Below are 18,235 nucleotides of genomic sequence, written 5' to 3' on the forward strand. Positions count from 1 at the left end.
CTGGTAGGGCGCGGACGCTTCATTCACCCGCAATTAATGCCCCATTAAGGTAACTCTGCCACGGTCGAATTATTCCGAAAGGAAGGGATTCGACCGATGAGCAACCTTGGGCTAGAGCTGAAATTACCAGAACCCGCGCGCGTGCGCGGGCGGCATCGACCACTGGGCCGGATATTGGTGGACGCCGGTCTGATCGATCAGGCCGCTTTGGTTCACGCGCTCGAAGCTCAGCATGTTCTTGATGCGCCCCTTGGGGATATACTCGTTGCCCAAGGCCTCGTCTCGCGTAGCGAGGTGACCAAGGCGCTGGCACTTCAACATCAGATCCAGCAGGTCGATCTTGACACTGACCCGCCCAAAGCGACCCTCGCGCGCCATCTATCAGCAGAAGAATGTCTACAGCACAAGGTTGTGCCGTGGCGACGCTTGGGTAAAACTCTTTTTTTAGCAACAAGCAGGCCAGATCGCCTGAGCGAAATCGAAGGGGAAGCCTTCCGTGATATCGACCTTGATATTGTCCCCGTGCTCGCAGAGTCCGCCCAGATTGATCGGCGGATCACAGCACTTTATGGAACTGTTTTAGCCAAGCGGGCTGCGACCCGTGTTCCTGCAGGTCAAAGCTGCCGCACGTGGCGCATCTCCGGTCCAGGGCGACGTCTTTGGGCCGGCACTGCAAGCGGAGCCGCAGCTCTTCTTTTTATAGCGCTTCCGGCATGGACGTTCACCGTATTTGTCATCTTGGCGTTGTGTTGTAGCGCCATGATCATGACCCTGCGGCTGTCGTCGTTCGTTGCACGGTGCTTATGGGGGAACACCCCACATGTGGCTGATGCCGCCCCGCCGTCAATGCCCGCAAAACGCCCTAAAGTATCCGTTCTTGTGCCCCTTCTGCACGAAGAGGAAATCGCGGGTGCTTTGATTGCGCGACTCGGTCAACTTACCTACCCCAAGGCTTTGCTACAGGTCGTGTTGGTGTTGGAAGAAGGCGATCAGATGACCCGCGACACGATTGCGCGCACCGAACTGCCTTTTTGGTTCGATGTCATCGAAGTCCCTCAAGCAGGAAAGCTGCGCACCAAACCGCGCGCGCTGAACTATGCACTGGATTTTTGCAACGGTAGCATCATCGGCGTGTGGGACGCCGAAGATGCGCCCGAGGTCGACCAGCTTGACCGTGTCGTACAACATTTTGAACGCGCACCCCAAAACGTCGCCTGCGTCCAAGGGGTACTGGACTATTACAACGCCCGGACCAATTGGATCTCGCGCTGTTTCGCGCTGGAATATGCTTCTTGGTGGCGCGTTATTCTTCCGGGCGTCGCACATCTGGGGCTGATCATTCCGTTAGGCGGCACGACGCTTTTCTTCCGACGTCCTATCCTGGAAAAGCTATGTGGCTGGGATGCCCATAATGTCACCGAAGACGCAGACCTCGGGGTGCGGCTTGCACGGCATGGGTACCGAACCGACCTGTTGCCAACGGTAACCTACGAAGAAGCCAACTTTCGCGCATGGCCCTGGATCAAGCAACGGTCGCGTTGGCTGAAAGGCTTCTTGATCACATGGGTCGTACACAGCCGCGCGCCGCTCCAGCTGATCCGGGACGTGGGGCTCATCCGCTTCCTTGGTGTGCAAACGCTGTTCCTCGCGACATTTTGCCAGTTTATCTTCGCCCCATTTCTCTGGACCTTCTGCCTTCCGCTTTTCGGTGCATCACATCCTGTTGAAACCACCCTTGGGCCTGAAGCATTCTATAGCCTCTTTGGGTTTTTCGTATTTGCCGAAATCCTTAGTATTGCCATCGCAATGACGGCCGTATCCGGGTCTCAGCACCGGCACCTTATTCCGTGGGCAATAACGTTGCCGTTCTATTTTATTCTAGGGTCATTCGCGGCCTATAAGGCACTTTATGAATTCGTGGTCATGCCGTTCTATTGGGACAAAACCGAACACGGCGTCAGCCACAAATCCGACAATGGGATGCAAACCAGATCGGCTCGCCCCCCTTAACCCTCCTCCTTGCGTTGCGCCGCCTCTTGCTTCAGCCGCGTCATGAACGCGACCGAGATATGCGTGCGCAGCGCTTCGTCCGCGCCGTCTTCGTCTCGCTGTTCAATCATCTGCACAATGCGATCATGTTCATCCTGTGCAATTGCGCCGCGTCCGTCCACCGCCAATGACGACGTCGCCATCAGGGCCATGGACCGATGTACCAGATCAAGTTGCTGCACGAGATATCGATTATGGGATGCCAGATGAATTTGTTTGTGAAATCGCCTGTTTGCCCGTGCCAGCGCGGCCGGGTTATCGCGCAACGCGTCGTCTTCCTCGACCATCTCCCGTAGCACGCGGACTTCTTCAGTCGTTGCATGACGCGCTGCAAGCCGCGCGGCGAGCCCCTCCAGCTCTCCGCGCACAACGTAAAGCTCGGCCATCTGGTTGTGATCCAGCGATGCAACGATCAAACTCCGACCGTCCCGCGCCAGCAAAGATTGCGTCTCAAGCCGTTGTAATGCTTCGCGAACCGGCGTTCGGGACACGCCAAACCGTTCGGCCAGTTCGCTTTCTACCAAGCGATCGCCGGGTCGATAGGTGCCCACATCAATCGCGTCCAAGATCATCGAATAGGCGTCAGTGGGTCCGGAGCGTGGCGTCGTCATGGGTTCTCTTTCAAAAGGCTCTGGCACCTTAGCCCCCGCGTCCAATTGCGCAACCCCGTGATCTTGCACAGTACCCTCAGGCGGCGTAGCAAGTCCTTATGAAAAATACCGATTTCTCTCACGTGAACACTTGGGTCTTCGACCTTGATAACACGCTCTACCCGCCGTCGGCACGCCTGTTTGACCAAATCGAACAGCGCATGACCGACTGGGTAATGACCGCGCTGAACGTAGACCGACAGCGCGCGGATCATCTGCGCAAGCACTACTGGCACACCTACGGCACGACTTTGGCGGGGCTGATGCGCGAACACGACCTTGATCCTGGCCCGTATCTGCATGAGGTGCACGAGATTACCTTTGACGCGCTGGTACCTGATCCGCTGCTTGCGGCGCGGATCGCCGCACTGCCGGGGCGTCGGATTATCTATACCAACGGGACAGCCCCCTACGCCGAGAAGGTCATTGCCGCACGGGGATTATCGGGGTTGTTTGATGCAGTCTATGGCGTTGAGCACGCTCAATATCTACCCAAACCCGAACGTGCCGCCTATGATCTGATTTTCGCCACCGATGCGTTGACCCCAACGACCGCTGTCATGTTCGAAGACGACCCGCGCAACCTGATCGCCCCGCACGAAATGGGGATGGGCACGGTGCACGTCGCAGAAAGAGCAGAGCCCGCGCCGCATATTCATTTTCACACCGATGACCTTTCAGCTTTTCTTGCGAAAATTACGGACTAACTGATGACCATGACATGTGACATTTTGATTTCGGGCGGCGGCATTGCCGGTTTGACAGCGGCGGCAGCCTTCGGCAGTGCAGGGTTCAATGTGGTCTGCGTCGACCCGACGCCCCCGGTTACCGATGGGATGGCGCAGGGGGCCGATATGCGCTCTACTGCGATGTTGCAGCCGGCCCGCCGCGTGCTCGAGGCGGCAGGGATATGGGCGCATCTGTCGGATCATGCAGCACCCTTGCAGGTCATGCGCATTATTGACGCCGGCGGGGATGGCGACGCACCGCTGACCAGTCGCGCATTTGATGCCGCTGATATTTCGGATCAACCCTTTGGCTGGAATTTTCCGAACTGGCTGCTGCGGCGTGCTTTGCTAGAGCGTTTGTGCGCCCTACCGAACGTCGAGTTCCGCCCTGGAACAGCGACAACTTCATTATTCACGCGCACCATCGGCGCACGCGTGGGGCTCGACGATGGCACCAAAATATCGGCCAAACTGGTGATTGCCGCTGACGGGCGCGACAGCCCGATGCGGGATGCAGCAGGCATAGAGGTGACCCGCCAAAGCTATGGTCAAAAAGCGCTTGCCTTTGCGGTCACGCACCCGACCCCACATGAAAATGTTTCGACCGAAGTCCACCGTAGCGGCGGGCCCTTCACCCTTGTGCCCCTGCCCGACCGCGACGGCCTGCCCTGCTCTGCGGTGGTGTGGATGGACGACGGCGCGGCATCGCTCGCCCGGATGGAGCTAGACGCCGACGCCTTCTCCCTCGCCGCAACCGAGCGCAGCGCGCAGGTGCTTGGTCCGCTCACATTGGCATCACAGCGCGCCATCTGGCCGATCATCAGCCAGCACGCGGCGCGGCTGTCGGGGGAACGCATTGCCCTGATCGCCGAAGCTGCACACGTCATGCCCCCCATCGGCGCACAGGGGTTGAACATGTCGCTGCAAGACATCGCGACGCTGCTGGAACTGTCCCAAAAACACCGCGACGATCTGGGAAGCCAGCCGATGCTGGACGCCTACCACAAGGCCCGTTTTGGCGATATCCAGCTGCGCCTGCGCGGCATTGATCTGCTGAACCGCGCCAGTCAGGCGAAAACGCCCTTGGCCCGCGACGCCCGCGCCAAAGGGCTGAGCGCGCTTTATGCGCTGCCACCTGTCCGGCGTATGTTGATGGAAATGGGGCTCGGTATGCGGCAGGAATAACCTGCCGCATAGCTTTTATTTACAGCACCTTATCAACCACGGCAGCCAAACGCGCGAGCGTTGCATCCACATCATAAAGCTTGTCCAGTCCGAACAACCCCAGCCGGAACGTCTGAAAGTTCTCCGGCTCGTCACACATCAGCGGCACGCCAGCAGCAATCTGCATCCCTTCGGCGGCAAAGGCTTTGCCATTATGCACCGATGGATCAGAGGTATAGCTGACCACCACACCCGGCGCGGCAAACCCCTCCGCCGCGACAGAGACGACGCCCTTGTCGGCCAGCATCTTGCGAGCAGAATCCCCCAGACGCCACTGCGCTTCCTTCAGCCGGTCGAAACCATAGGATTTGGTTTCCAGCATCGTATCGCGAAACAGGCGCAACGCATCGGTCGGCATGGTGGCATGATAGGCGTGACCGCCATCTTCATAGGCCCTCATGATGCTGTGCCACTTGGCCAGATCAATCGCAAAGCTGTCGGACTTGGTCTCTGCCATCCGCGCAACCGCACGGTCCGACATCATGACCAAGCCGGCAGAGGGGGATGCGCTCCAGCCCTTTTGCGGTGCAGAAAGTAACACATCGACGCCAAGCGCCTTCATATCCACCCAAGCGCAGCCCGACGCGATGCAATCCAGCACCACGAGCGCGCCAACGGCATGGGCTGCCTCTGACATCTGTTTGATGTAGTCGTCCGGCAGGATAACACCGGCGCTGGTCTCCACGTGCGGCGCAAACACCACCTGCGGTTTGTGCGTCTCAATGGCTTTTACCACGTCATCGATGGGGCATGGCGCGAACGGCGACGGCGTGCTGTTGCCCTGCATCTGCGCTTTCATCACTGTCGCATTGCCGGTCAGGTCGCCGTTTTCAATAATCTGGCTCCAGCGGTACGAGAACCAGCCATTGCGCACGACCAGAACATCTTCACCCCGCGCAAACTGACGCGCGACGGCCTCCATCCCGTAGGTGCCGCCACCGGGCACGACGGCGACCGCATCAGCGTTATAGACCTCCTTCAGCAGGAAGCTTATATCGCGCATGACCTTTTGGAATACCGCACTCATGTGGTTCAAAGACCGGTCGGTGAACACGACCGAAAACTCTTCAAGCCCTTCTGGATCAACTGAATTTAGCAAAGCGGGCATGGGTTCCTCCTGTTGGTTTCTTGCGAACATAGCTCCTCGTGGGGCAAAGTCACAGACCCAATGGCCCGGTCAGTCGTTCCTCGCTGAGCAGCACGTTTGCCTCGACCGCACCCGCCCCCGGCAACGTCATGACCCTCCGCCGCAGAACCCGCTCAAAGTCTGCCAGATCCCGCGCGACGACCCGCAAGCGATAGTCATAAAGCCCCAAGACGTGCTCCACGGTTTGCACCTCGGGGATGGCGCTGACCGCGCGTTCGAAATCCTCAAGGCTCACACGGCCCTTGGTGGCAAGCTTAACGCCAAGAAAGACGGTCACGCCAAACCCCAAGGCTTCGCGGTTCAATCTCAGCCGCTTGCCTCGCAGGATACCTGCGTCCTCCAGCCGTTTGATCCGCCGCCATGTAGCAGGCTGTGACAGGCCCAGATGGCGGCCCAAGGCCCCCGCACTTTGGGTCGCATCCCGTGCAAGTGACCGGATCAGCCGGTGGTCTATATTATCCAGCGCAATCATAGCGGCAACGCCTCGTCAGACTTGATCCGCGCGACATGCATCAAGGCCTCGATATCCGCGATATGCGGCAAGGTCAGAATACCCGCGCGGTAGATCTTTTGATAATGTGCCATGTCTCGCGCAATAATCGACAGGCGGACATCGACCCGCCCCAGAAATGTCTGGATCTCGATCACCTCCGGCAATTTTCGCGCCTCTTCAAGAAATCGGTCGAAGGCGTTGCCTTGTGTCTTGTCCAGCGTGATCCGCAAAGACACCTCGACAGTGTACCCCAAGGCTGCCCAGTCCACGACAGCCGCCACCCCTTGCACGACACCTGCCTCCTGCATGCGTACGATGCGGCGCGACACCTTGCCCGCCGTCAGCCCTGTCAGGTCCGCCAATTCCGCCGGTGTCAGCCCCGCATCCGCCTGCCAGTGGCGTAGAATGCGACGATCCATGTCATCAAGCATGATTTTTCCATTTTTTAAACTTAATGCGCATTACCATCTTCATTTTGCCAAATAAACTCATAATCTGGCAATGGCATCTCGCGTCAGCTTCGATATGGTCACCTCAGATTTTAACGAACCCGAAAGGACGCCCCAATGCGCGTTTATTACGACCGTGACTGCGACGTTAACCTGATCAAGGACAAAAAAGTCGCCATCCTCGGCTATGGCTCCCAGGGCCACGCCCACGCGCTGAACCTGCGTGATTCCGGTGCGAAAAACCTCGTCGTAGCCCTGCGTGAAGGGTCCGCTTCGAAAGCCAAAGCCGAAGGCGAAGGCCTGAAAGTTATGGAAATCGCCGAAGCCGCAGCTTGGGCCGATGTGATCATGTTCACCATGCCCGACGAATTGCAGGCCGAAACCTACAAAAAATACGTTCACGACAACATCCGCGAGGGCGCTGCGATCGCATTCGCCCACGGCCTGAACGTTCACTTCGGCCTGATCGAACCAAAGCCTGGTATTGACGTAATCATGATGGCCCCCAAAGGCCCCGGCCACACAGTGCGCGGCGAATACACCAAAGGCGGCGGCGTGCCTTGCCTTGTTGCGGTAAACACCGACGCCACCGGCAAAGCGCTGGAAATCGGCCTGTCCTATTGTTCCGCCATCGGTGGCGGCCGGTCCGGCATCATCGAAACCAACTTCCGCGAAGAATGCGAAACCGACCTGTTCGGCGAACAGGCTGTTTTGTGTGGTGGCATCGTCGAACTGATCCGCTGCGGCTTTGAAACACTGGTCGAAGCCGGCTACGAGCCCGAAATGGCGTATTTCGAATGTTTGCACGAAACCAAGCTGATCGTTGATCTGATCTATGAAGGCGGCATCGCCAACATGGATTATTCGATCTCGAACACCGCGGAATACGGCCAGTACGTATCCGGTCCGCGCATCCTGCCCTACGACGAGACCAAAGCGCGTATGAAAGCCGTGCTGAGCGATATCCAGTCGGGCAAGTTCGTACGCGACTTCATGCTGGAGAACTCTGTTGGCCAGCCCACGCTGAAGTCCTCGCGTCGCGCCAATGACGAGCACCAGATCGAAGTCGTCGGCGGCAAGCTGCGCGAAATGATGCCTTGGATCTCTGCCGGCAAGATGGTCGACAAATCCAAGAACTAATCGCTGCTTTAAGCGACATGAAAAGGCCCGGTTTCGCACCGGGCCTTTTCTTTTGACGAACCGACTGTCACAGATTGCGCGCTGATCGTTGACCAAGGAAACTGCATGTCAGACGTGCCCGCCATCACCAAATCCAGCTGGCTGCTGATCCTGTTGCTGGCTTTCATCTGGGGCGGCACATTTCTGGTGACGGAAATCGCGCTGACCGAAATGCCCCCGTTTTGGATCGCCGCCACCCGTGTGGGGCTCGCCGCCACTGTGATGATCCCGATCTGGGGCCTACGCGGGTTCCGCCTGTTTACCACGCCGCCGACCCGCGCAGACATCGCCGCGGTGATCTTCATCGGGGCCGCCAGCTCTGCGGTGCCGTTCAGCTTGCTCGCCTGGGGGCAACAATACGTGACGTCGGGGTTTGCGGGGGTCACGATGGCCGCAACCGCGCTGATCATCCTTCCGCTGGCCCATTTCTTCGTTCCAGGCGAAGCGATGAGCCCGCGCAAGGCAATCGGGTTTTCATTAGGTTTTCTCGGCGTCGTCATCCTGATCGGTGCGCAGGCTTTTGAAAGCACGGGCACCGCGCTTGAAACCCAAGGGCGACTGGCCTGCTTGGCCGCGGCGGGATGCTATGCCACCAGTTCTATCGTGATGCGCCGCCTGCCCGCGATCGACGCCATCGGGCTCGCTACGATCCTGCTGATCATCGCCACTTTCATCACCATCCCCATGGCCCTGACTGTCGAGGGGCTGCCGCCCCGCCCGTCGCCCCCGATCCTCGCTGCACTGGTGTTTCTGGGGCTCCTCCCCACCGCCGCTGCGAACTTCCTACGCGTCGTGGTCATACGCAGCGCGGGACCGGTCTTCATGTCACTGGTGAACTACCAAGTACCTGTCTGGTCCGTCTGCCTCGGCGCGCTTGTGCTGAACGAACCGCTGCCACCCTCGCTGCTTTATGCGATGGTGCTGATCCTTGCGGGCGTCGCACTCAGCCAATACGGAGCCTTCCGCCGCCTGCTGACACGCGCGCGTCCCTGATTTCCAAATGGCCTAAAATCCTCGCCGAAGGCATCCCTCAGACGCCCACGATGTAACACCGGCAAAAGCAGAGCCCAGGCCGCCAAGCAGGTTTCCCCGCCAGCGGCCTAGCTCTCAACTCAAGGTGCGACAGCTGCCGTTACAGCATCCACCACGGAATCGACTGCCCGCTCCATCAGCCCTGCATCCTCATGCTCGGCCATGACACGAACCAGCGGCTCGGTTCCGGATTTGCGGATGAGCAAACGCCCCTGTCCCGCCAGATCAGCCTCGGCCTGCGCGATGGCGCCTTGAACCTGCGCGTCTTCGAGCGGCACTTGACCCGCTGAAAACCGCACGTTCTTAAGCAGCTGCGGCACGGGCTCAAAGCTGTTCAGCAGCTCCGAAGACGTCTTTTCCGACCGGATCATCTCTGCCAGAAATTGCAGCCCCGCCATCAGCCCGTCGCCGGTGGTAGCGTGGTCAGTCATGACAATATGTCCTGACTGTTCGCCGCCCAGATTGAACCCGCCTTCACGCATACGTTCGACGACATAGCGATCCCCGACCGAGGTCCGCTCGAGCCGCAGCCCCTTGCCTTGCAGAAAGTGTTCAAGGCCAAGGTTGCTCATCACCGTGGCGACCAAGGCGTTATTGGCCAGCCGGTCTTCGGCCGCCCAACGGGACGCCATGAGCGCCATAAATTGATCCCCGTCGCCGACTTTGCCGGTTTCGTCGATCAAGATCACCCGATCCGCGTCACCGTCCAGACAGATGCCGACATGTGCGCCGTGTTCGACAACCGCAGCCGCCGCCCGTTCAGGGTGGGTAGAGCCGCAATTTTCGTTTATATTGAAACCGTTAGGCGACACACCGATCTCGATCACCTCGGCCCCAAGCTCCCACAGTGTTTCAGGTGCGACGCGGTGCGCGGCCCCGTTCGCGCAGTCGATTACAACCTTCAACCCGTCCAGACGCATCTGGCGTGGAAACGAGGATTTGACCCGCTCTACATACCGAAAACGCCCGTCATCGATCCGTTTGGCACGACCGATTTTGTCGGCGGGGTTCATCTCTACGCCACCCGCGATCAGGGCTTCGATCTCTGCCTCCACCGCATCGCTCAGCTTGAACCCGTCGGGGCCGAAAAACTTGATACCATTATCCGTCGCCGGATTGTGACTGGCCGAAATCATGACACCCAGATCGGCCCGCATGGACCGCGTCAGCAGCCCCACAGCCGGCGTCGGCACCGGCCCCAACAGAAGAACGTTCATCCCCGAGGATGTCAGCCCAGCCGTCAGCGCGTTTTCAAACATATAGCCCGAAAGGCGCGTGTCCTTGCCGATAACGACACGGCGCACGCCATCGCGGCCTGCGCTGAAATAGCGCCCGACAGCGGCCCCGATTTTTAATGCGACCTCGGCTGTCATCGGGTAAACGTTTGCCCGTCCGCGAATACCGTCAGTTCCAAATAACTTTGTCATAAAATGCTCCCAAAATAGGCGGCATGCCACAAAGCAACCGCTTGGCGGGTGTCTTCGACGTCATGCACACGGATCATTTGCACACCATGCCCTAATCCTGCAAGCGCCACGGCGATTGATCCCGGCGCCCGGTCCTGCGCCTGCGGTGCATTGCCGATCGTACCGATGAACCGTTTGCGCGATACCCCCAACAGAATTGGCGTCCCCAGGCTGTGAAACAGGCTCAGCCGCGCTAACAGTTCCAGATTGTGCTCTTGGGTTTTGCCAAACCCGATGCCAGGGTCTGCCAGAATGGCACTGCGGGGGATGCCCGAAGCCTCCAGCAGGGCGATCTGCCGTTCCAGCGCGTCGTAGACATCCAACAGCACATTGTCATAGCGCGGGTCCAGATGCATCGTCGCTGGGTCGCCTTGGGCGTGCATGACACAGACCGGCAGCCCGAGCGTCTGGCACAAAGGCGCAAGCGCGGGATCAAAGGTAAACCCCGACACATCATTCACCAGATTGGCACCGGCGCTAACCGCAGCTTTGGCCACAGCGGACTTGCGCGTGTCGATGGAGATCGGCGTGTGCAGCCCTGCCCCCCGCAACGCGGCGATAACGGGCGCTGTGCGCGTGATCTCTTCGGATACGGGCACGAAATCGGCACCGGGGCGCGTGGATTCGCCCCCAATGTCCAAAATATCGGCACCTGCGGCCACCATCGCCTGCCCTGCTCGGACCGCGTCAGGCACGGCAGCATGCTGGCCACCGTCAGAAAAGCTATCGGGTGTGGTGTTCAGAATACCCATGACACGAGGGCGGTCCAGCGGCAGACCGGCAATTGCAGCACGGGGTGCGGTCAGCCGAGCCAAGACACTTGCGGGAATGTCGGCCGCGGGCACGACGCGGGGCGACGCGCTGCGGGACAGAACCTCTGCATGGGTGAACCAGCCCCACCCCCCCGCAAGCGGCACCGCAGCATCAGGCCGCGCAGGGCCAATCTGGACGAGAGGTCTGAAATAGTCGGTCATTGCTCACAGCCTGTCTTGATCCACCGCAACGGCGCGCAACGGCACCGACGCTTTGGCGGGCAAACTGGCCCCGATCACCAGCATCTCTGTCGCGTCAAAACTGGCGGCGAACCATGCAGCCAGTGCCACGGCATCGCGTGGCTGTACGGACGGGGTATCGACGCTGTCCAACACGATCTTTGACGGAGCCCACACACTGGTTTGCCCATTCTTCATCGCCCAGTCGAGCTCTGTCCGGGTGGCCACAACGACGCAGCGGACATCCTTTGACGCCAGCACCCATGCGTTCTGTTCAATCGCCAGCAAATCAATGCGGCGCTGCGCCATCTTATGCGCGAGCTGTGGTGCAGTGGCATCTGACGCCCCGACACATAGGATCAAGGGACGCCCCATCTGATGCAACTGATCCAGCCAGCCCGCCAAAAAAGGCGATGCGATGGCTTCGTTGCTCAGATAAACCAATTCGGGATGCGGGACCTCTTGCGCGTCGGGCTGATTGCCGGGTGCATCATCCCGCGCGCGCACAATTTCAACACCCAAAGCTCCGGGGCCACGGTCCAGCTTTTCGATACGGACAAAAACCCGCATCGCTTGCCGCTCCAGCAAGATACGGTCCGCGACCCGTTCGGCCAAGGTTTCAAGCAGGTTCAGCCGTTCGTCTGACAGCTCATAGGCGATGGCCTCGGTCACGCGGTCATAGGACAGAATGCGATCAACGTCGTCATCTACAGGGCCGGTCAACGGCTGGACTTCTACGACGATATTAAAACAGATACGTTGCGTGACGCCGCGTTCGGCCTGAAAGGCACCGATCTCGACCTCAACAATATGATCGCGCAGGGAAATCCGGTCTAGAGGTTCAGGCCCCGCCGTCGCTGCCGCACGTTCGGATGGGTGCGCAAAGGCAAGCCGCGTGTCACTCGTCATAGGATCTGGCCTCTGCTTGTCTCACCTGCACACGATCCTAGACCGTTCGCCCGGATGTACCAAAGCCAGACACGGCTGACCAGCCATCAAAGGCGACAGAAACGCTGCTTAGTTCGACGCGGTCTGGACACCATCGCGGTAGAACATATGCACGCCGATCTTGGTGGTGCGCGTAAACACGCGGGACCAGCGGGGGCTTACGGCTGTGGTGTGATAGTAGGTAGCACCGCCCGTCAGCGAAGGTGCCTTGCCATCCAGAACGGCACGCGCAACTTTTCCGACCTGCGTGTAGGCGCGCGGTTCGGCGATCACTTCGGCGTTGCCATCACAGGTGTAGGTAAACTGGCACTGGTATTTGCGGCCGGTCCCTTGGTTGATCACACTGCAAAGCGATCCGGGAAACTGCGAAGACTTCACGCGGTTCATGATGACTTCGGCCACAGCGAACTGACCTTTGACTGTCTCGCCACGCGCCTCGAAATACAGCGCTTCTGCCAGACACCGCCACTGCTCTCCGCCGGACGCTTTGGGCTGCTCGGACAACCACGCGCGGGTGAATTCAACATCGCTGGCAGCGTTGGCGGATGCGATCATGCTTTCCAGACGTTCCGACCCGACAGACCTCAGCCCTTTGGCCTCGATGTCAGCCAGTGCTTTGGCCTGTTGCGGGCTAGCGGAGGCCACGGCAGGAATAAGCAAAGACAGCGCCAACAGAGCGCAGGAAGAGATTTTCTGAAAAGAACGCATTGAGCGCCTCGCAAGTAGTTTCGGACAGCGCCGCGTACCCAAGAAGAACACGGGCGTAAACCCTGCTGAAACCGGTTGCGCGGGAACCCGCGGACAGACTCTATATATAGGCGATTAGACGCCAGAACCTACTTTATCTTGTCTGCGATTGCCAATTGCGCCGCGGCGAGTCTGGCAACCGGAACACGAAAAGGTGAGCAAGAAACATAATCGAACCCCGCTGCGCGACAAAAATCTATCGATTCGGGGTTGCCGCCGTGCTCTCCGCAGATCGATAGCGTAATCCCAGGTTGTGCTGCCCGCCCCCGCGCGGCCCCCAGCTGAAGCAGCTCTCCGACGCCGTCACGGTCAAGCATGTGGAACGGATCTTCGGGGAAGACGCCCTGCTGAACGTAGGTCGACATGAACCGTCCCGCGTCATCCCGGCTAAGCCCATAGGTCATTTGCGTCAAATCGTTCGTCCCGAAACTGAGGAACGAACAATAGGGCGAAATCTCTCCGGCGCGCAGCGCTGCACGTGGCGTTTCGACCATCACCCCCAACCGGTAGGTGAAGGTAGCGCCGCGTTCGGATTTCACCGCCATTGCGATCTTGTCGACGCTGGCCTTGATCAGCTCGACCTCGCGCTTGGCCGACACCAGCGGGATCATGATCTCGGGCACGACAGGTTCACCATCGCGACTGGCTTCGATCGTGGCCTCAAAGATCGCGCGAGCCTGCATCTCGTAGATTTCGGGCACAGTCACGCCAAGACGCACGCCACGCAGGCCAAGCATCGGGTTGTATTCTGTCATCGCCTCGATCCGGCGGGTCACATCCGACAGCGGCAAATCCAACGCTTCGGCCAGATCGCGTTGGCCGGTGCGGCTTGAGGGCAGGAATTCGTGCAAGGGCGGATCGAACAGCCGGATACAGACCGGTTGCCCTTGCATGATGCGGAACAGCTGGATGAAATCCTCGCGTTGCATTGGCAAAAGGCGCTCCAACACCGCACGACGGCCTTCGCTGGTGTCGGCAAAAATCATCTCGCGCATCACGGTAAGGCGGCTGGGGTCAAAGAACATATGCTCTGTCCGGCAAAGCCCGATCCCCTGCGCATCGAAGTTCCGTGCGGTCTGCGCGTCGGCGGGTGTGTCGGCATTGGCACGAATACCGATGTCCGCTGCGTCCTTGGCCCAGGACATGAGCTTTTGAAAGGTCGCGTCCAGCAACGGCTCTAGCATGTCCGCGGCCCCACAAAGCACCTCGCCCGAGGTGCCATCGAGCGTAATTTCGTCGCCCGCCTTAAACATCCGCCCGTCCGAGGCCGTGATCAACCCCTTGACCAGATCAAATCGCATAGAGGACGCGCCAACAACGCACGGCAGGCCCATGCCGCGCCCGATCACCGCCGCGTGGCTGGTGATGCCGCCGCGTTCGGTCAACACGGCCTGGGCCGCATGCATACCGCGAATATCCTCGGGCGAGGTTTCGCGGCGCACCAGAATACATTTCTCGCCGCGTGCGGCGCTGGCTTGTGCGTCATTGGCGTTGAACACGATCTTGCCCGTGGCAGCGCCGGGGCTGGCAGCAATGCCGCGCCCGATCACATCGCGTTTCACGCGGGGGTCAACCTGTCGGTGCAACAGCTCTGTCAGCGTGCGGGGCTGGACGCGCATCAGTGCCTCTTCGCGCGGGATAATCCCTTCGTCCGCCAGCGCAACGGCAATCCGCACCGCCGCACGTGACGACCGTGATACGCGCACCCCGTCGAGGATGAACAGCTCTCCGTCCGAGATGACGAATTCCACCTGCATTTCAGCGCGCAGCCGCACCCGCATCAGCGCGGCATGCTGTTTGAGCATCTCGAACGCTTCGGGTGCGTGTTCCTCAAGCGATGGCCCGCGTGGATCACGCGTCAGATACAGCGCATCGGCCGTATCCTGCAACGCATCGCGACCCTGCGACTGGCTCAGGTAGCGTCCGGTGATCTGTGGCAGGCCGGTGGTGCTGTCCACCAGCTGCAACACGCCCGACCCGCAGATGCCGGTGCCCACACCGAACACCATCTCTTGCACGATCAGACCAAGCCCCGCATCCGCTGGCGCGCCTTTGGCCTGTCGCAGCAGCCGCGCCGAGGTGCCTTCCCACGCCCGCGCCATCGAACTGAGCACGGCGGTCAGTTGCGTCACGCGGTCTTGGGGGAAGCTTTCTTCGGTCTCAAGCTCGTAGGCACGCAGGGATTGCAGCAGCGCCTCGCGCCCATCCCCTTCGACGTCGTCAAACATATCAGGGTCCAGCCGTGCCACATTGACGGCATAGGATTGCACGAAACGGGTATACAGAGCCGATGCGGGCCCCTCGCCCATGCGTTCGCAATAATAGGCATAACGCGCGTCGTTCATGCCGATGTTCATCACCGCCCCCGGCCCGCCCCAGTCGGGGTCCTGGCTAGAGGGGCGCACACACAGCAACGCGTCTTGGGGGAATTCATCGGCGACCGCTTGCAGATCGGGGATCTGCCCCTGCGCGATATCAAGCACGACACCAAAGGGCAGCGCCACGGTACGCGGCACCGGCAGATCAAGACGGACCAGACGCTGCAAACATTTCGCCCGCCCACCGTGGGTATCATTCGCGATGGGGGCCGTTTGGGTCACAAGGGTTGTCATGGCGATTTTCTGCACTGCGGCACCTTTTGGTTCCTGCGCAGCATAGGCTTTCACCGTGGTCTGGCAAGGCGTGATCGCCTTGCCCACGTGTCGGGTCTGCTGCGTTACCCGTCGATTTTCGTCAGATCCGCAACCGAGCTACAGATCGTGCGGATACGGCTGAGCAGGTTCAAACGATTGCGCCGGATCGTCGCGTTGTCAGAGTTCACCTGCACCGCATCAAAGAACGCATCAATCGGCCCGCGCAAGGATGCCATCGCTGACATGGCCGTGCCAAAATCCTGAGCCTCCATCGCCGGTTTGATCTGCGCCTCTGCGGTATCAAGGGCTGCAAACAGCGCGCGCTCTTCTTCCGTCTCGGCAAACTTGATGTCCGCGCCAAAGGAGTATTCCACCCCATCCGCATCCTCGGCTTGGCTCAGTATGTTGTTGGCGCGTTTGAACCCTTGGATCAGGTTTTCCCCATCGTCAGTTTTCAACGTCTCGCTCAACGCCTTGGCGCGTTTGACAAGCAAGGTCAGGTCGTCGTTGCCGTCCGTCGCACCCGCAGGTGCGCCATCAGAAGAACTGATGCAGGCATCGATGATGTCATGACGGACACCTTGTTCTTTGAGATAGACTTTGAGGCGGTCATGTAGGAAGGAGAGGAGGTTGTAAATCTTTTGGTAATACGTCGATTTTAGAACATCAAATTCTGCGACTGTTGCGTTTGTTTCTTCGATGTTTTGGTCGTGCGTAGGATGCAATAGGGCGAAAGCCTCATCGATTAATTCTTTCGTCGCTTCAGTATGTTTCTCGCTGTAGACACGCGAAAATTTCTCATACTGCTTTTCTGACTCCTTATTTTTATGTGTCACCGATGTTAAACGAGCAACTAACTCTTGCATTTCCGACGAGCTAAAAAACAGTTCTTCCAGTATTAAAAACCATGGAGGACTAATTTCGTTTTCGACTGAAATTCGAATTACTCCGAGCGCAGCTCTTCTCAAAGCAAACGGATCTTTTGATCCTGTCGGCTTTTCGTTAATACGCCAGAATCCGGCTAACTTGTCGATTTTCTCTGCCAGCGCCACGGCGATGGACACCGGCGCGGTTGGCACGTCGTCGGATGGGCCAAGCGGCGCATAGTGGTCTTGGGCGGCGGCCGCGATGGCATCGGATTTGCCGGCGGCTTTCGCGTAATAGCTGCCCATAAGCCCCTGAAGTTCAGGGAATTCATAGACCATTTCGGACGACAGATCGGCCTTGGCGAAACGGGCGGCGGCGCGGGCCTCATCAGCATCGGCCCCGACCATCGGAGCGAGCTCTCCGGCCAGTGCTTCCATGCGCGAGATCAGCTCGGCCTGTGTGCCCAGCTTATTGTGGAAGGTCACATTGGACAGACGGTCCACCCAAGTCTGCATCCCGGCATCCGATTGCGCGATGCGCAGGTCGTTTTCCCAGAAGAATTTGGCGTCCGACAGACGTGCCGACAGCACTTTTTCGTTCCCCGCCAGAATGGTCGCGCCATCATCGGCGGTGGTGCGATTGGCGACGGTGACAAAGCGTTCGATGCGGCCCGTCTTGGGGTTGCGCACGGAAAAGAACTTCTGGTGCTCTTTCATGGAGGTTTGCAGCACCTCCGGTGGCAGACCAAGGAAATCTTCGCCAATCTGCCCCATCAGCACGACCGGATATTCCACCAGCCCTGCGACCTCGGCCAAAAGCCCCGCATCCTCGACGACCTCAAGTCCGTTGGCAAAGGCCATATTGGTCGCGTCGTTCCAGATCGTATCGCGCCGCTCTGCGGGGTCCAGCACGACAAAGGCGCGTTTCAGCTTGGCGCTATAGTCGTCAAAGCTGCTGACCGTGATCGTATCAGGTGCCATAAAGCGGTGCCCGCGCGTGGTGTCGCCAGCGGTGATCCCATCGACGGTCAGGGGCACAACCTGCGCGCCGTCTTCGGCAGAAAGGATGCACAGGATCGAATGCAGCGGACGCACCCACCGCAACGTGCCGGTGCCCCACCGCATGGATTTGGGCCATGGGAAGGTGCGAATGGTGGTTTCCAGCACCTCTGCCACGATCTCGGCTGCGGGGCGGCCCGGCTTGTCGATCATGGCGAACAGGATCTTGCCCTTGGGGGTGTCGCGCTCTTCCAACTGGTCACGGGTCAGGCCCGCGCCGCGCAAGAACCCTTCGATGGCTTTTTCGGGCGCGTCGGCCTTGGGGCCTTTGCGCTCTTCGGTCAGGGACGGGCTGGCGTCCAGCATTCCCTCGATCGTGAGGGTCAGGCGGCGCGGTGTCGAAAAGGCCGCGGCAGAGGCATAGGTCAGACCCGCATCCACCAATCCGTTCGTCACCAGTTTCTTAAGATCATCCGCCGCGCGCGCCTGCATACGGGCGGGAATTTCTTCCGAGAAAAGCTCAATCAGGAGGTCGGGCATGGGTTCGTACCTTTCGGGGCCGCGTGTCGTTCGGTGCGGTTAAATATGTGTCGCGCAAACAGCGCAAAGTTCAAAGGGCCGGTGATCCGCGTG

The 18,235-nt window shown here is 59.6% G+C and carries 15 protein-coding genes; 5 read left to right on the plus strand and 10 right to left on the minus strand.

Going from position 1 to position 18,235, the window contains the following annotated elements; genetic code table 11:
• The first annotated feature begins 96 nt into the window (after nucleotides 1-96).
• A complete protein-coding gene (locus tag ACVBAU_RS12950) occupies nucleotides 97-2,010 on the plus strand; it encodes a glycosyltransferase family 2 protein (protein WP_448326709.1) in 1,914 nt (637 codons plus the stop codon).
• Here ACVBAU_RS12950 and ACVBAU_RS12955 read toward each other — a convergent pair.
• The gene (locus ACVBAU_RS12955) at nucleotides 2,007-2,660 is read right to left on the minus strand and encodes a GntR family transcriptional regulator (protein WP_093732510.1); all 654 of its coding nucleotides are present in this window, start codon (nucleotides 2,658-2,660) and stop codon (nucleotides 2,007-2,009) included. The two genes, ACVBAU_RS12950 and ACVBAU_RS12955, sit on opposite strands and share 4 nt — an antisense overlap.
• A 98-nt stretch (nucleotides 2,661-2,758) precedes the next feature.
• Between ACVBAU_RS12955 and ACVBAU_RS12960 the strand changes: the two genes are divergently transcribed.
• The gene (locus ACVBAU_RS12960) at nucleotides 2,759-3,406 is read left to right on the plus strand and encodes a pyrimidine 5'-nucleotidase (protein ID WP_138922948.1); all 648 of its coding nucleotides are present in this window, start codon (nucleotides 2,759-2,761) and stop codon (nucleotides 3,404-3,406) included.
• A gap of 3 nt (nucleotides 3,407-3,409) precedes the next feature.
• On the plus strand, nucleotides 3,410-4,612 hold the full coding sequence (locus ACVBAU_RS12965) for a UbiH/UbiF family hydroxylase (RefSeq protein ID WP_171048885.1): 1,203 nt from the start codon (nucleotides 3,410-3,412) through the stop codon (nucleotides 4,610-4,612).
• A gap of 19 nt (nucleotides 4,613-4,631) precedes the next feature.
• On the opposite strand, the gene ACVBAU_RS12970 is transcribed toward ACVBAU_RS12965, so the two are convergent.
• From ACVBAU_RS12970 to ACVBAU_RS12980, 3 genes are read right to left on the minus strand one after another with little or no spacing between them, the layout of a single operon-like run.
• Nucleotides 4,632-5,759 (minus strand): aminotransferase class V-fold PLP-dependent enzyme, encoded by a 1,128-nt coding sequence (locus ACVBAU_RS12970; protein ID WP_448326710.1) that lies wholly within the window; start codon nucleotides 5,757-5,759, stop codon nucleotides 4,632-4,634.
• A gap of 49 nt (nucleotides 5,760-5,808) precedes the next feature.
• Complete coding sequence (locus ACVBAU_RS12975) at nucleotides 5,809-6,270, minus strand: Lrp/AsnC family transcriptional regulator (protein WP_448326711.1); 462 nt, start codon at nucleotides 6,268-6,270, stop codon at nucleotides 5,809-5,811.
• Entirely contained in the window at nucleotides 6,267-6,722 is a 456-nt protein-coding gene (locus ACVBAU_RS12980) for an Lrp/AsnC family transcriptional regulator (protein WP_138922944.1), read from the minus strand. The genes ACVBAU_RS12975 and ACVBAU_RS12980 overlap by 4 nt, the downstream gene beginning before the upstream one ends.
• Nucleotides 6,723-6,857: 135 nt before the next feature.
• Between ACVBAU_RS12980 and ilvC the strand changes: the two genes are divergently transcribed.
• Both ilvC and ACVBAU_RS12990 read left to right on the plus strand, forming a co-directional pair.
• Nucleotides 6,858-7,880, plus strand: a complete 1,023-nt coding sequence (ilvC, locus tag ACVBAU_RS12985; RefSeq protein ID WP_138922943.1) for a ketol-acid reductoisomerase — start codon at nucleotides 6,858-6,860, stop codon at nucleotides 7,878-7,880.
• 105 nt (nucleotides 7,881-7,985) lie between these two features.
• Entirely contained in the window at nucleotides 7,986-8,912 is a 927-nt protein-coding gene (locus ACVBAU_RS12990) for a DMT family transporter (protein WP_448326712.1), read from the plus strand.
• A 119-nt stretch (nucleotides 8,913-9,031) separates the two neighbouring features.
• Here the strand turns inward: ACVBAU_RS12990 and glmM are convergent, their stop codons facing one another.
• From glmM to glyS, 6 genes are all read right to left on the minus strand, one after another.
• On the minus strand, nucleotides 9,032-10,378 hold the full coding sequence (gene glmM, locus ACVBAU_RS12995; protein WP_448326713.1) for a phosphoglucosamine mutase: 1,347 nt from the start codon (nucleotides 10,376-10,378) through the stop codon (nucleotides 9,032-9,034).
• Complete coding sequence (folP, locus tag ACVBAU_RS13000) at nucleotides 10,375-11,391, minus strand: dihydropteroate synthase (RefSeq protein WP_448326714.1); 1,017 nt, start codon at nucleotides 11,389-11,391, stop codon at nucleotides 10,375-10,377. The genes glmM and folP overlap by 4 nt, the downstream gene beginning before the upstream one ends.
• Nucleotides 11,392-11,394: 3 nt before the next feature.
• A complete protein-coding gene (locus ACVBAU_RS13005; RefSeq protein ID WP_448326715.1) occupies nucleotides 11,395-12,318 on the minus strand; it encodes a dihydroneopterin aldolase in 924 nt (307 codons plus the stop codon).
• A 108-nt stretch (nucleotides 12,319-12,426) separates the two neighbouring features.
• Entirely contained in the window at nucleotides 12,427-13,065 is a 639-nt protein-coding gene (locus ACVBAU_RS13010; RefSeq protein WP_448326716.1) for a cell wall hydrolase, read from the minus strand.
• A gap of 128 nt (nucleotides 13,066-13,193) precedes the next feature.
• Complete coding sequence (locus ACVBAU_RS13015; protein WP_171048884.1) at nucleotides 13,194-15,716, minus strand: putative PEP-binding protein; 2,523 nt, start codon at nucleotides 15,714-15,716, stop codon at nucleotides 13,194-13,196.
• A 104-nt stretch (nucleotides 15,717-15,820) separates the two neighbouring features.
• Nucleotides 15,821-18,142 (minus strand): glycine--tRNA ligase subunit beta, encoded by a 2,322-nt coding sequence (glyS, locus tag ACVBAU_RS13020; RefSeq protein ID WP_448326717.1) that lies wholly within the window; start codon nucleotides 18,140-18,142, stop codon nucleotides 15,821-15,823.
• Between the last annotated feature and the right edge of the window lie 93 nt (nucleotides 18,143-18,235).

This window comes from Sulfitobacter sp. M13 (genome assembly GCF_053474885.1).

Coding starts and splice junctions, on each gene's coding strand:
- ACVBAU_RS12955 (WP_093732510.1), bottom strand. CDS start 2,660: ATGACGACGCCACGCTCCGGACCCACTGACGCCTATTCGATGATCTTG.
- ACVBAU_RS12980 (WP_138922944.1), bottom strand. CDS start 6,722: ATGCTTGATGACATGGATCGTCGCATTCTACGCCACTGGCAGGCGGAT.
- ACVBAU_RS13010 (WP_448326716.1), bottom strand. CDS start 13,065: ATGCGTTCTTTTCAGAAAATCTCTTCCTGCGCTCTGTTGGCGCTGTCT.
- folP (WP_448326714.1), bottom strand. CDS start 11,391: ATGACCGACTATTTCAGACCTCTCGTCCAGATTGGCCCTGCGCGGCCT.
- ilvC (WP_138922943.1), top strand. CDS start 6,858: ATGCGCGTTTATTACGACCGTGACTGCGACGTTAACCTGATCAAGGAC.
- ACVBAU_RS12975 (WP_448326711.1), bottom strand. CDS start 6,270: ATGATTGCGCTGGATAATATAGACCACCGGCTGATCCGGTCACTTGCA.
- ACVBAU_RS13005 (WP_448326715.1), bottom strand. CDS start 12,318: ATGACGAGTGACACGCGGCTTGCCTTTGCGCACCCATCCGAACGTGCG.
- ACVBAU_RS12950 (WP_448326709.1), top strand. CDS start 97: ATGAGCAACCTTGGGCTAGAGCTGAAATTACCAGAACCCGCGCGCGTG.
- ACVBAU_RS12970 (WP_448326710.1), bottom strand. CDS start 5,759: ATGCCCGCTTTGCTAAATTCAGTTGATCCAGAAGGGCTTGAAGAGTTT.
- ACVBAU_RS12965 (WP_171048885.1), top strand. CDS start 3,410: ATGACCATGACATGTGACATTTTGATTTCGGGCGGCGGCATTGCCGGT.
- ACVBAU_RS12960 (WP_138922948.1), top strand. CDS start 2,759: ATGAAAAATACCGATTTCTCTCACGTGAACACTTGGGTCTTCGACCTT.
- glmM (WP_448326713.1), bottom strand. CDS start 10,378: ATGACAAAGTTATTTGGAACTGACGGTATTCGCGGACGGGCAAACGTT.
- ACVBAU_RS13015 (WP_171048884.1), bottom strand. CDS start 15,716: ATGACAACCCTTGTGACCCAAACGGCCCCCATCGCGAATGATACCCAC.
- glyS (WP_448326717.1), bottom strand. CDS start 18,142: ATGCCCGACCTCCTGATTGAGCTTTTCTCGGAAGAAATTCCCGCCCGT.
- ACVBAU_RS12990 (WP_448326712.1), top strand. CDS start 7,986: ATGTCAGACGTGCCCGCCATCACCAAATCCAGCTGGCTGCTGATCCTG.